Raw genomic sequence first — 11,770 nt, 5'->3', positions numbered from 1 at the left:
AAGAGATCGGATCAATTGATTCGGTCTCTTTATTTTTTGCGGAAAAAAATGAGGTCCAGACTTCATTCCTTTCTCTAAATAGGCAGATGAATAATTTGTTAATGTCGTATTGACAATATCATTTTTATTTGTTATCATTTCGATAATATCAAAACGACAATATTAAGAAATGGGGAATGAACCATGTTTGGATTCCGTTTCGCGAAGTTTCAACCCAGTGAATATGTCATGAAGGTGAAAAATGGTAAGGTACAACGTCAAGGTGTCGGATTATCCTTCTATTATTATGAACCGACTACATCGGTGGTGGTGCTACCCGTGTCCTCGGTGGATGTACCTTTCATGTTCGAAGAGATTACAGCGGACTATCAGACCGTTACTGTGCAAGGGCAGCTAAGCTATCGCATTGTGGATTATTTGAAAATAACGCAGAGTCTGAATTACACGTATAATTTGCGCAAAAATCGGTATATTTCCGACGACCCGGGCAAACTGGATCAACGGGTGATCACCACAGCGAAAGTACTAACCAAGAAACATCTGGAGCAAATGCCGCTGAAGGAGGCCATTCAATCCAGTGAACGGCTGGCAAGCAGCATGAAACGCGAAGTTGTGCAAAGTGAAGAACTGGAGAAACTGGGCGTTGAACTAATGAGTCTATCCATCCTGGCCGTTCTGCCTAATAAAGAGACGATGCGTGCATTGGAAGCACAAGCGCGGGAAGAGATATTACGTCAGGCAGATGAAGCGCTGTATGTGCGTCGCAATGCATCGATTGAACAAGAACGCCGAGTGAAAGAGAACGAACTGAACACCGAAATTGCCGTGGAGACGAAGAAACAGCAAATTCGTGAGACCCAATTGCAGGCAGAGCGCTCGGTGAAACAGAAACAAAACGAGATGGAGCAGGAGCAGCTTCAGTTCAATACAGCGATGGAAGAACGTAAGCAGCAACTGATTGAATTAACCATTGCCAATCACAATGCAGAAGCGGATGCCAAAGCGTATGAGATTGCTGCCGTGATGAATTCGTTGCAACATGTACAGCCCAATGTACTGCAAGCGATGGCAAACATGGGCATGAATTCCGATAAGCTGATTGCACTTGCATTCCAGGAACTGGCTGAAAATGCCGGCAAGATCGGACAACTGAATATCTCGCCGGATCTGTTGCAGGGATTGATGTCTCCCGCGCCGAGCAGAGATCAGGGAGGTCGAGCGAGATGACCGAACACAAGCTGATTCTGGTGAAGCGCCGGACCAGACTGGAAGAGTTGATAGTTCGATATAACACGGTGCAGCAAGCCCAGTTCTATATTGAACGTCTGGGCGCAGACTTCAGTGATTATATGGAGGAAGACCGTCGTTATCGGTTATCTGTGCAGCAGGCGCAGCAGCAACTGGGACAATTGGGACGGGTTCAGACGATTGATCGGGAACATGTACCCAATTTTATCTTTGGAGAGCAGGATATCGTGGTTGTGGTTGGACAGGATGGGCTTGTAGCCAATACCCTCAAATACGTAACCGAGCAGCCGCTCATTGGTGTGAACCCGGACCCGATGCGGTGGGATGGTGTGTTATTACCTTTTACCGTGGAGGATCTGAGCTTTATTGTTCCTGATGTCATTCGAAAACAACGAGCCTTGAAAGAAGTCACTCTTGCCAAAGTAGAACTCAATGATGGACAGTATCTATATGGTGTGAACGATCTGTTCATTGGTCGGAAGACACATGTATCGGCACGTTATGAAGTTCGTTTGGGTACATCCGCGGAACAACAATCCTCCAGTGGTATCATTGTATCCACAGGCATGGGATCAACAGGCTGGTTCAAAAGTGTGCTAGCCGGAGCCACCGGAATTGTTGGATCGGCAGCATGGCAGAACATGAATTCCGAATCCGAGGTTGCTGCAGCATCCGCATCCATTCAGGGAAGCAGGCAGGACCTGAATCATTTTAACTGGGATGCACCCTACTTATATTTTTCAGTACGTGAACCGTTCCCAAGCCGGACGACTGCGGCCAATCTGGTGTTTGGACAGATTCATTCAAAGCAACCATTGCACATTGTATCCCAGATGCCAGAGGATGGTGTTATATTCAGCGATGGAGTGGAGCAGGACTTTCTGGAGTTTAATTCAGGGGTGGAAGCCATCATTGGTTTGGCAGAGAAGAGGGGGCGTCTTGTGGTCTAAACCTTTATTTTCAATCCGTTTCCGACTAGAATGGGTAACTAGATGTGATACATTGACGTCAGGAAACGGAAAGAGGGTTAACGATGCAGTCGATATTGTTGGTTGAAGATGATGCCAAGCTTGCAGGATTGCTGGCGGCTTATCTGACCCGAAATGGATTCCAGGTACAGGTCACAGATGATTTCCGTCATGTATTGGATGAATTTGTGAAGATGGAGCCGGATCTGGTGCTGATGGATGTGAACTTGCCTCAATATGATGGATACTACTGGTGCAGGCAGATACGCACACATTCCATATGTCCCATTTTATTCATATCGGCTCGTGATAGTGGTATGGATCAGATTATGGCGTTGGAACATGGAGCGGATGATTATATTACGAAACCTTTTCAATATGAAGTCGTTCTTGCCAAAGTACGAAGTCAGCTGCGCAGAGCCTATGGTTCTTACGCTGCTGTCCAGCAGGAAGTAACAGTGAAGAATGGTCCCATGATCCTCTATCCTGAGCGATTCGTACTGGAGTATGAGGAACGTTCAACAGAGCTGACACAGAAGGAAGCGATCCTGGTGGAAGCACTAATGGCAAAGGCAGGTCGAGTTGTCAGCCGGGAAAAATTGCTAGAACAGATGTGGGAAGATCAGCATTTTATTGATGATAATACGTTGAATGTCTATATTACACGTGTTCGCCGTAAGTTGAAGGAGCTGGGTGCAGAAGAGATTTTGGAGACGGTTCGCGGAGCGGGTTATCGCGTATTGGAACTGGATTCATCTTCACAGGGGAAAGGCAAATGAGACTTTTCCTGAAAGACCATCAGATGTTAGTCGGATTTTATGTGTTACAGATGCTGTTGGTTCCGTGTGTGTACTGGCTCTCTGGTGAGAGCCGCCCGATGAAGATTGTCCTATATGGCATGCTGATCAGTACTGTTGTGCTGTTGGTCTATCTGGTCATACGTTACCTTCAGCTGCGAGCATATTATCATCTGCTTCAACAACCACGTAAACGGGTTAACGAACCTTTCCAAGCGCTTGGAAATTCGGTCGTGGCGGAAGCCATCCAGGAATTGTTACATGAACTGGAGCGTAATCGGCAGAATGAGATAAGTCAATTACGTACTAGCAAGGAACAGCAGGTGGTATTCATGAATCGCTGGGTTCATCAGATGAAGACACCCTTGTCCATTATCCAGCTGACCCTGGAAGATGTGGACGATGAGACGGCGGGCAGTATTCAGGATGAGTTGGATAAAATGCGTAAAGGACTTGAAATGGTCTTGCATTCATCCCGGCTTGAACAGTTCGAAGGTGATTTCAGGGTGGAGCTGTTGTCCTTACATGAGGTGCTTCGGAGCAGTATAGCGGAAAACCGACGTTTATTTATTCGCAAAGGCATTACGCCGGATATCTGTATGGAGGGCGACCTTCAGATCTACAGTGATTCCAAATGGTTGCGGTTCATGTTCACCCAGATCCTGACCAATGCCGTGAACTATTCCGATAGCAAATCTGGCAAAAAAGTGATCATAACCGGTTATCAGCAGGAAGAACGTACAATCCTGGACATTCAGGATGAGGGAATTGGCATCTCTTCCGAAGATATTCATCGCGTATTCAATCCCTATTTTACAGGCGAACGGGGCAGGCAATACCACGAATCCACAGGGATGGGATTATATCTGGTCCGTGAGATCAGTGCACGTCTGGATAACCGTGTGGAGTTGTTTTCGGAGCCGAATAAGGGAACGTTGGTCAGATTCAGTTGGGTTCATACGAAAGTTCCGAAGTAAAGAGCGCTTTGCCCATGATATGGGTGAGGTGCTTTTTTACATGCACAGAAGTGGGATAGAGAAGCCAGGGGAACAGAATCTTAAACGTTCTGTAAGGGAAGTTTAAGGTAATTCGATAGCACCGTTACGGGAGGTCGGTTAGGATAAGAATAGAATTAACGTATAAAGAATGATGGATCAGGAGGGAATTACGCATGGAAATGTTACAGGTATCGGGACTGAACAAAGTATATCAGGGCAAAGTGCAGACTCAAGCCCTTAGTGATATTCATCTTACTATCAAACAAGGTGAGTTTGTGGGTATTATGGGCCCGTCCGGCAGTGGCAAAACCACATTGTTAAACATGGTCTCCACCATTGATGAACCCAGCTCAGGCAAGGTGCTGATTAATGGCATGAACCCGTTTGATATGAAAAAGAAAGAACTTGCCATGTTCCGGCGTCGGGAACTCGGGTTTGTTTTTCAGGATTTCAACCTGCTGGACACACTGACGGTTGCCGAGAATATTGTACTTCCATTGACACTGGACAAGGTCAAACTGAAGGAGATGGAGAGCAGACTTCATCGCATTACAGCAAAGCTTGGGATTGATCACATTCTGGATAAACGAGTGTACGAAATCTCGGGTGGACAGCGACAGCGCACAGCCATTGCGAGATCCATGATCAATATGCCTTCGATTGTTTTGGCGGATGAACCAACCGGTGCCCTGGATTCTACGTCATCCCAAGCGGTCATGGAGTCACTTGAACAGATTAACCAGCAGGAGAAAACGACCATTATGCTGGTTACGCATGATCCCCTTGCTGCAAGTTATTGCAACCGAATTGTGTTCATCAAGGACGGAAAGCTGGCAGCCGAGGTACACCGCGGAGATAATCGACAGACGTTTTTCCAGCGGATCATTGATACTTTATCCTTCTGGGGAGGGAATTCACATGAGCTTTCCTCAGTTCGCGTTTAATAACATCCGCCGGAATGGGCGAGCTTATATTGCTTTTTTTCTAAGTAGTGTGTTTATGGTCATGATATTCTTCGCTTATGCGGTGTTTATCTATCATCCTTATGTGACAGAGTTGCCAATGGGTGACACAACCGCAACGGGGATGCAGATCGCTTCCATTATTGTTTATGTGTTTGCATTTTTCTTTGTCATGTATTCCATCAGTGCTTTTCTCAAATCACGGAACAAGGAGTTTGGCATTCTGACCATACTTGGTGCAGAGCCCGCGCAGATTCGGAGATTGGTCATTCTGGAAAATATGTTGATCGGCTGCCTTTCCATTATTGTCGGTATCAGCGGAGGCCTGTTATTGTCCAAGCTGTTCCTGATGTTAACCACACGTTTTATCGGGATGGATGATCTGCCCTTTTATTTTCCGGTGAAAGCGATTCTGATTACGATCGGGGCCTTTCTGTTATTATTTTTCTGCATTTCACTCTTCACATTGGTATTTATCGGAAACAAACGGACGTTAGAGCTTTTGACAGGGACCAGCAAACCTAAAAAAGAACCCAAAGCTTCGTGGTTCTTCTCACTTCTGGGCCTGACATTACTTACAATCGGATTTTTAGCACTCCGCAGCCAGTTGAATGGCGGGACGATCTTGCTTGCAGCAGTGACAGGCATCGCGGGGACGTATTTTTTCTACTCACAACTTTCCGTGCTCATTATACGGGGATTAAAGCGTAATCGTAAAACGGTATGGCATGGTACTCGTCTGTTATGGATCTCAGAGATGAGTTACAAAATGAAGGATAATGCTCGGATGCTCTTTATGGTGACGGTAGTCATTGCGATTGCTTCGATGAGTGCAGTTGTGATTTTATCACTGGATCAAGAGAACCGGGAGCAGTTTACCAATAACGATTTTGCAATCCAGTACAATGTGTACACACCTACGGATCAAATGGATATGAGCGCTATTAATTCAGCACTTGAAGCCGCAGGCTTGGATTATCAGCAAATGTATCTGGAGTATTTCTGGTCGGATGCGGATCAGAGTGCAGTCTCGATCATGCCCCTCAGTCATTACAACCGATTCAATACAATTCTAGGCAAAGAGACATTCCAATTGGATTCAAATTCAGCATTGTTCGTAGATTCCCGTAATGAGAAGGATCAGGCTCAGATCGATCGAAACAGGTTTCGCAATTATGCGGAAGGAGACACATTGACCTTGAATCTGGAAGCTGGCCCAATGCAAGCAAGAGTTACAGCTACAGATGTGGAGCCAAGGTTTGCAACCTTGATCTATTCAACAGGTGTAGTTGTCCTCCCGGATGAGAAGTTTGAAGAGATCACACAACAGATCCATGAAAATAGGTTATCTGGCAAAGTTCTGTATCAGATTCCTGCCTGGGGTCATGCAGTACCTGACCGGCACTCCTCGGAAGCCATGGTTAGCGATCAGCTTCTATTCTCCGCGGACTCCATTGAAAACAGCAACGCTTCAACGGATAATCAATCCGGATATCTGAGTACGCGGTACGGTGATTTTGAGAGATACAGACAGGGTACAGCACTCTTTACCTTTCTGGGCATATTTATCGGATTGATCTTCTCGATCTCCTCCGCAAGCTTTCTGTATTTCAGACTGCATACCGATCTTGAAGCAGATGGGAAAATGGTACATTCTCTTTCGAAAATGGGTCTCAGTTTTCAGGAGATGAAACGATCATCCACCGTTCAGATTGCTATCCTGTTCTTCTTACCGATCGGCGTTTCCATAATTGAAACTTTGGTCGTGGTTAAGCCATTCCTGACTGAATTCGGTATTACCAATTATACGATGCCGGTCTTGACTGTATTTGGTGCCTTTGTACTTGCACAGACGTTTTATTTCTTCATTATACGTTCGAGATATATCGCTTCTCTGCGCAAAATGATGGTATAACCATCATAAGAAACAAACGGTCATAAGGACCGACCATGATGTGTTGATTGCCCGCATTTCTTGATTCAGATCAAGGAAAGGCGGGCTTCCTTGCGTTAAGATGAATGCATCAACAGATAACATTATCAAGGAGGACGATTATGATGAGTATCACGTCATTGCAAGAAGTTAAAGCATTCAGTGAGGATCGTTTTACGAAACGAGTTTTATTCCAACAGGGCGGTGGAGTGACCTTTATACTTCATTTTCTGCCAGGTCAGCAGCTTCCCGTTCATAAACATCCGGGCACAGACGTTATTTTGCTGGTGGTCGAAGGCACGGGTACACTTATACTGGATGGAAAAGAACAAGAGGTGAAACAAGAGGATGTAATCCATTGCGGTGGTGAGGTGGAGTTCGCATTCCGTAATACAGGAGATCAGGAAGTTCGTTTGTTCGTGGTGTTAAATAAAGTGCCAGCAGCATCGTATGCAAAGGACATCTAAGATATAATATCAAGGAATTGATTGATATAATGATTCACTGTTCGGCACTAATATAAGGGGAACTCTGTTCTGGAGTTTCCTTATTTATTTTTATTCAAGAATACCTTGATCAAGTGTGTATTCCCATCGCGAAACAAAAAGCATACTTGGGTCTGAGAACATCAGATCTAAGCATGCTTCTTTATATTCCGCCAGCAACTCGGACATTCATCCCGTCTCTTATCATTCTGCCTAGAAGTATCCCAACATTTCCTTGGCTTCATTCGACATCAGCTGTGGAGACCATTGTGGCTCCCAGACTACTTGAACGTCAATATCAGTCTTATTCGTATTCTCCTGCAAAACCCATTTCACCGCACCAACGATGGTATCGTGAAGTGGACAGCCTGGTGTAGTCAGCGTCATCCGTACATGTACTCGTTCAGGTTCTTCTCTTACTTCATACACCAGACCCAGGTCGACGATATTGACACCTAATTCAGGGTCATATACTTCCTTGAGACATTCCAGTAAATGCGTTGTTTGTTCCATCATGTTCACTCTCCAATCACCTTTTTAATATTAACGTCTGAATACTAAAGCAATATTCGCTATATAAACGATGGAGACCAGAGATAAGATTGTTCCTCCAACCATCATGACCTCTGCCAGATTAATCAGAATTCCACTGACAAGCAGAAGGCTTCCAGCCACCATGGCGAGCATACCCCAATGGACATACCGTTCACTCAGCATACCTGCCATCAGCAGTGTTCCGGGTCTGCCTGCCTGCTTGCCATATTTGTGGGTCCACCACAGAAAAGGCACGATTTTGGAGGCATATCCAAGTATGGTGAGGGACACCCAGCCCCCGAGATATACCCATCCAGACAGCAGAACAACCCTTGGATGGAGCAGCAGTTCGGTTCCTTGCGCGGAATAGATCAGTAGGGCGACAGCATATACGGCAAAGGCACGACTTACATAGACAGACCAGCGAATGCCCGGGCCGGGGTTGCTTTTGTGACGTTTCTCCTGAATTTGCTCCAAGTGATACACATAGAAGAGTAGGGCTGCAGTTAGGAGCAAGAGCGCGAACCAGAGCAAGCCTCCCTTGATACCTGTGAGAAATGCGACAACGCCTGTAATTACAGCTGAATTCCATAGAACCAGGACCACTTTCTGCAATCGATTGGAATAATCGTGGGACAGGTAGAACATGGGCAGCATTTTGTAACTGAATCCGGTAATTAACATGCCAAACCAGCCGAGTGTTCCCATCCAGATATGTGCGCCGAATAACCGTTCATGCAGACCATTCCAATCACCAAAGGCAAAATTCAGACCCATCAGCATACCGGATAGCCCGGTAAGAACCAGATAAAGACAGGAACAAGCTGCACTGATCGTTACCGGATTCCACTGTGAGGCGCGGTAAAGAGTAACGCCCATATTCCATCCGAACAACAGAATGCCTGAAAGTGCGAGTGTAGCAGAACCGGCAATCCAGATGACATCTGCACGAATGAAGCCGTATAACATGCCCACAATTCCGATACTGAACAAGAAATAGTGACAATATCCGAGAAACAGACTGTAGATATTCGATTGCAAAATAACATGTATCAACTGATATACGGCACCCATGGCCAGCATGGTTGCCCACCCAAGCACAAACAGATGGGCATGAAACCAGCCTTCGGGTCCTCTGAGTTCATCACCAAGCCAACCTGTCAGCGAGAGCAGAGAGAAGGCGTGATACATTACAAATCCAAAGATGCCCGTGATGATAAAAAGAAACGGCAACCTGGACATGGCTTTCGCCTCCTTACCCTTTTTCAATTCTCACTTTGGCTGTGCCATCGGCTTGATCTTCAACCGTGTAGGTGCAACCGAGATTGTTCAACTCTTCAATTAGGAATACAGGTACACGGTCATTGTGAATCAGCACGACTTCCCCAGGTTTGCAACGCTCCAGTGCGGCAAGTGTTCGCATCATGGGCTGAGGCGGTTCCAATCCACGATTGTCCAATATAACCTTGGGCGCCTGTGGAGGTTCAATATTTTCAATGGCAACAACTGGCTCCTCCGGATGTCCTTTGCATGAAGCTGATTCTTCATCTGACTCGGGTTCCAAATTAACTTCTGATCCAGATAAAACCATTGCAGAAATTGCCTTTGCACCGGTTTTATTTTTTTTGTGCACAAATGTGGTAACCCAGTGATCTGAACTCCTACGTTCAGATGTGCTGGAATACCCCTTCAGCTTAAGAATACCGAGCAGTGGCGTCGGTTTGAATGGAGCATGTAGTACAAACACATCGTCATGCTCAAGGCTTTTGACCGTGTCCATGATCAGCTGAAACGGCTCCAGCTTTTTACTCAGATGAGGACGCACATCCAATTCAACAATATGGACATCAGATGGAGACATGTGCGGTCACATCCAATCCTGCACCAGCTACATCCGTCTGCTGTACCAACTGTAGAGAAGATTCATACAGGGCAGCCATCCCACCGTACAGCGCATAGAAGAATGAGTCCGGTGCATCGAGGGAGAAGGACAGATATGCTTTGGGGTCCATGCCGAGCACACCCTCAAAAAGTCTTGCACTGTCATAAGCGTAGAAACAGAAATGAGTATAGTCGAACACAGGCATTTTTTCGTAAATAGTAATAATCTCTTGCGCATATTCCGCTTGCTCACGCTGTGCCATTTGAACCATGGTTGTGGCGTCTTCCAGCCTTAGCGTGATGCGAAGTGTAGTATCGTCAATGATTTCAACGTGGGCCATAGCGGTTCAGCTCCAATCTATAGTTTGCTGATTTTGACCTGGAAGGTTGTAGGACCCTGCTCAATATACTCCCAGTTGAAGCCATCAGGATGTGTGGACTGGAACTGGAATCGAAGTGGCTTTGGATCGTGATCGTTGATGAGCAGCATGGATTCCTGTGGTTGCAACTGATCAAACGTTTCGAAAATCACTTTATGTTTCAAATGCGGTGGATACTCCGTGGCATTAATGGTTGCAGCGTATGTGTTCATGTGTCATTCCTCCAAATTGGGATAGTGTGGTGTTGCAATTTGATTATAGAAAACGTGAAGAGGGGGCTGTGTGAGCAGGGTCACACATTTCTTTTTGCCATAATTTTGACTTATTTAGACCAGAATCCTGTTTGGAAAAGGGTTGTGGAGCATATATAGATGTGCAAACTGTGCGCTATGTTTCACTTCTTGTGATATTTTGCACAGTTCAGCGAGCGAGACATCCTTATATTTAGCGTCAAGATGACACTGGATGAGAGAAAACAGCTTTCTCCTTCGGCTGAAGTGAAGACAGCACCCTAGAGAAGGGAGGTACGTGTATGGATTCAAAATTAATGGACCCGTTTGGAAGAATACATGATTACTTAAGAATTTCGGTTACGGATCGCTGTAATCTCCGCTGTGTGTATTGCATGCCGGAGGAAGGAATGCAGTTCGAACCGACAGAACGAATCCTGTCCTATGAAGAAATCACGTCCATCGTTAAGGCGCTTGCTCCATTAGGTATTCGGAAATTGCGTTTAACTGGAGGGGAGCCTCTTGTTCGCAAGGGGCTGGATCAACTGATTGCGATGTTGTCCGCCATTCCAGGAATTGAAGATATCGCATTGACAACCAATGGCATTTATTTGGCAGCTTATGCGGATCTGCTGAAGGCTGCGGGGCTAACCCGGGTGAACATAAGCCTGGATTCTTTGAATCCAGAACGATTCGCAAGCATTACCCGAGGCGGCAAGGTGCAGCGTGTGCTGGACGGCATTAAGGCCAGCCAAGAGGCCGGATTTCATCCGATCAAGCTGAACGTGGTTCTGATGAAAGGCGTGAACGACGATGAAGTCGAAGACTTTCTGAGGATGACCCGGGATGAACCCATTCATATTCGTTTTATCGAGTACATGCCTATTGGTGAAAGTGGAGAAGGTTGGAGATCAGGGTATATGCCCCTCGAACATGTGCTGGAAACATGCGGAGCACGATGGGAGTACGAAAGCTGTGGAGAGATTTATGGGAATGGACCTGCAGATAGTTATCGCATTGCGGGAGCTGCCGGAACGTTTGGTCTGATTCACCCGGTGAGCAGCCATTTCTGCGGAAATTGCAATCGGCTCAGGCTGACAGCAGACGGAAATATCAAACCTTGTCTCTACTGGTCAGATGAGTTCAATGTTCGTCCACTCGTAGGTGATGACAAGGCGGTACAGGATCTATTTTACAAGGCGCTCGGAGCCAAACCCGAAACACATGACATGTTAAAAGCCTTAAACGGACAACAGATTGATGGCACGCCAACGCTGCGACATATGTCGCAAATCGGAGGTTAGCAACAGCAGTTCAGGATTCAACTTGCATCAACAGGTCACATATGTGGGAG

The 11,770-nt window shown here is 46.1% G+C and carries 13 protein-coding genes; 8 read left to right on the top strand and 5 right to left on the bottom strand.

Annotated elements, in window-relative coordinates:
• Window positions 1-183 precede the first annotated feature (183 nt).
• The 7 genes from ABTV53_RS17150 to ABTV53_RS17120 all read left to right on the top strand — a co-directional run bounded on the left by ABTV53_RS17150 (window position 184) and on the right by ABTV53_RS17120 (window position 7,373).
• Window positions 184-1,227 (top strand): SPFH domain-containing protein, encoded by a 1,044-nt coding sequence (locus ABTV53_RS17150; protein ID WP_433744592.1) that lies wholly within the window; start codon window positions 184-186, stop codon window positions 1,225-1,227.
• Window positions 1,224-2,198, top strand: a complete 975-nt coding sequence (locus tag ABTV53_RS17145; RefSeq protein WP_433744589.1) for a sugar kinase — start codon at window positions 1,224-1,226, stop codon at window positions 2,196-2,198. Before ABTV53_RS17150 ends, ABTV53_RS17145 begins: the two co-directional genes overlap by 4 nt.
• Window positions 2,199-2,281: 83 nt before the next feature.
• A complete protein-coding gene (locus ABTV53_RS17140) occupies window positions 2,282-2,995 on the top strand; it encodes a response regulator transcription factor (protein WP_433744586.1) in 714 nt (237 codons plus the stop codon).
• Window positions 2,992-3,990: a sensor histidine kinase gene (locus ABTV53_RS17135; RefSeq protein WP_433744583.1), complete on the top strand. Its 999-nt coding sequence runs from the start codon at window positions 2,992-2,994 to the stop codon at window positions 3,988-3,990. The genes ABTV53_RS17140 and ABTV53_RS17135 overlap by 4 nt, the downstream gene beginning before the upstream one ends.
• A gap of 194 nt (window positions 3,991-4,184) precedes the next feature.
• A complete protein-coding gene (locus ABTV53_RS17130) occupies window positions 4,185-4,955 on the top strand; it encodes an ABC transporter ATP-binding protein (RefSeq protein WP_017687815.1) in 771 nt (256 codons plus the stop codon).
• Window positions 4,930-6,888, top strand: a complete 1,959-nt coding sequence (locus tag ABTV53_RS17125; RefSeq protein WP_433744579.1) for an FtsX-like permease family protein — start codon at window positions 4,930-4,932, stop codon at window positions 6,886-6,888. The genes ABTV53_RS17130 and ABTV53_RS17125 overlap by 26 nt, the downstream gene beginning before the upstream one ends.
• 140 nt (window positions 6,889-7,028) lie before the next feature.
• Window positions 7,029-7,373: a cupin domain-containing protein gene (locus tag ABTV53_RS17120; protein WP_433744577.1), complete on the top strand. Its 345-nt coding sequence runs from the start codon at window positions 7,029-7,031 to the stop codon at window positions 7,371-7,373.
• 231 nt (window positions 7,374-7,604) lie between these two features.
• Here ABTV53_RS17120 and ABTV53_RS17115 read toward each other — a convergent pair whose 3' ends face one another.
• The 5 genes from ABTV53_RS17115 to ABTV53_RS17095 are packed head-to-tail and all read right to left on the bottom strand — an operon-like array spanning window position 7,605 to window position 10,398.
• Entirely contained in the window at window positions 7,605-7,904 is a 300-nt protein-coding gene (locus ABTV53_RS17115; RefSeq protein WP_036613395.1) for a metal-sulfur cluster assembly factor, read from the bottom strand.
• Window positions 7,905-7,934: 30 nt separating this feature from the next.
• A complete protein-coding gene (locus ABTV53_RS17110; protein WP_433744574.1) occupies window positions 7,935-9,167 on the bottom strand; it encodes a hypothetical protein in 1,233 nt (410 codons plus the stop codon).
• Window positions 9,168-9,180: 13 nt separating this feature from the next.
• Window positions 9,181-9,786 carry a DUF2249 domain-containing protein gene (locus ABTV53_RS17105; protein WP_433744571.1) on the bottom strand — a complete coding sequence of 202 codons (606 nt, stop codon included), beginning with the start codon at window positions 9,784-9,786 and terminating at the stop codon, window positions 9,181-9,183.
• On the bottom strand, window positions 9,773-10,147 hold the full coding sequence (locus ABTV53_RS17100; protein ID WP_433744568.1) for a hypothetical protein: 375 nt from the start codon (window positions 10,145-10,147) through the stop codon (window positions 9,773-9,775). The genes ABTV53_RS17105 and ABTV53_RS17100 overlap by 14 nt, the downstream gene beginning before the upstream one ends.
• A 17-nt stretch (window positions 10,148-10,164) precedes the next feature.
• Window positions 10,165-10,398: a DUF2249 domain-containing protein gene (locus ABTV53_RS17095; RefSeq protein WP_036613358.1), complete on the bottom strand. Its 234-nt coding sequence runs from the start codon at window positions 10,396-10,398 to the stop codon at window positions 10,165-10,167.
• Between the two features lie 320 nt (window positions 10,399-10,718).
• Between ABTV53_RS17095 and moaA the strand changes: the two genes are divergently transcribed.
• On the top strand, window positions 10,719-11,720 hold the full coding sequence (moaA, locus tag ABTV53_RS17090; protein WP_433744565.1) for a GTP 3',8-cyclase MoaA: 1,002 nt from the start codon (window positions 10,719-10,721) through the stop codon (window positions 11,718-11,720).
• Window positions 11,721-11,770: the final 50 nt, after the last annotated feature.

Origin of the sequence: Paenibacillus amylolyticus (assembly GCF_050990605.1) — a bacterium.
GTDB lineage: Bacteria > Bacillota > Bacilli > Paenibacillales > Paenibacillaceae > Paenibacillus > Paenibacillus amylolyticus_H.
This window is presented reverse-complemented; position numbering and strand designations above follow the sequence as displayed.

Excerpts from the sequence above, each read along its gene's own strand:
- ABTV53_RS17125 (WP_433744579.1), top strand. The coding sequence starts at position 4,930 with ATGAGCTTTCCTCAGTTCGCGTTTAATAACATCCGCCGGAATGGGCGA.
- ABTV53_RS17110 (WP_433744574.1), bottom strand. The coding sequence starts at position 9,167 with ATGTCCAGGTTGCCGTTTCTTTTTATCATCACGGGCATCTTTGGATTT.
- ABTV53_RS17095 (WP_036613358.1), bottom strand. The coding sequence starts at position 10,398 with ATGAACACATACGCTGCAACCATTAATGCCACGGAGTATCCACCGCAT.
- ABTV53_RS17120 (WP_433744577.1), top strand. The coding sequence starts at position 7,029 with ATGATGAGTATCACGTCATTGCAAGAAGTTAAAGCATTCAGTGAGGAT.
- ABTV53_RS17140 (WP_433744586.1), top strand. The coding sequence starts at position 2,282 with ATGCAGTCGATATTGTTGGTTGAAGATGATGCCAAGCTTGCAGGATTG.
- ABTV53_RS17115 (WP_036613395.1), bottom strand. The coding sequence starts at position 7,904 with ATGGAACAAACAACGCATTTACTGGAATGTCTCAAGGAAGTATATGAC.
- ABTV53_RS17145 (WP_433744589.1), top strand. The coding sequence starts at position 1,224 with ATGACCGAACACAAGCTGATTCTGGTGAAGCGCCGGACCAGACTGGAA.
- ABTV53_RS17100 (WP_433744568.1), bottom strand. The coding sequence starts at position 10,147 with ATGGCCCACGTTGAAATCATTGACGATACTACACTTCGCATCACGCTA.
- ABTV53_RS17130 (WP_017687815.1), top strand. The coding sequence starts at position 4,185 with ATGGAAATGTTACAGGTATCGGGACTGAACAAAGTATATCAGGGCAAA.
- ABTV53_RS17150 (WP_433744592.1), top strand. The coding sequence starts at position 184 with ATGTTTGGATTCCGTTTCGCGAAGTTTCAACCCAGTGAATATGTCATG.
- moaA (WP_433744565.1), top strand. The coding sequence starts at position 10,719 with ATGGATTCAAAATTAATGGACCCGTTTGGAAGAATACATGATTACTTA.
- ABTV53_RS17135 (WP_433744583.1), top strand. The coding sequence starts at position 2,992 with ATGAGACTTTTCCTGAAAGACCATCAGATGTTAGTCGGATTTTATGTG.
- ABTV53_RS17105 (WP_433744571.1), bottom strand. The coding sequence starts at position 9,786 with ATGTCTCCATCTGATGTCCATATTGTTGAATTGGATGTGCGTCCTCAT.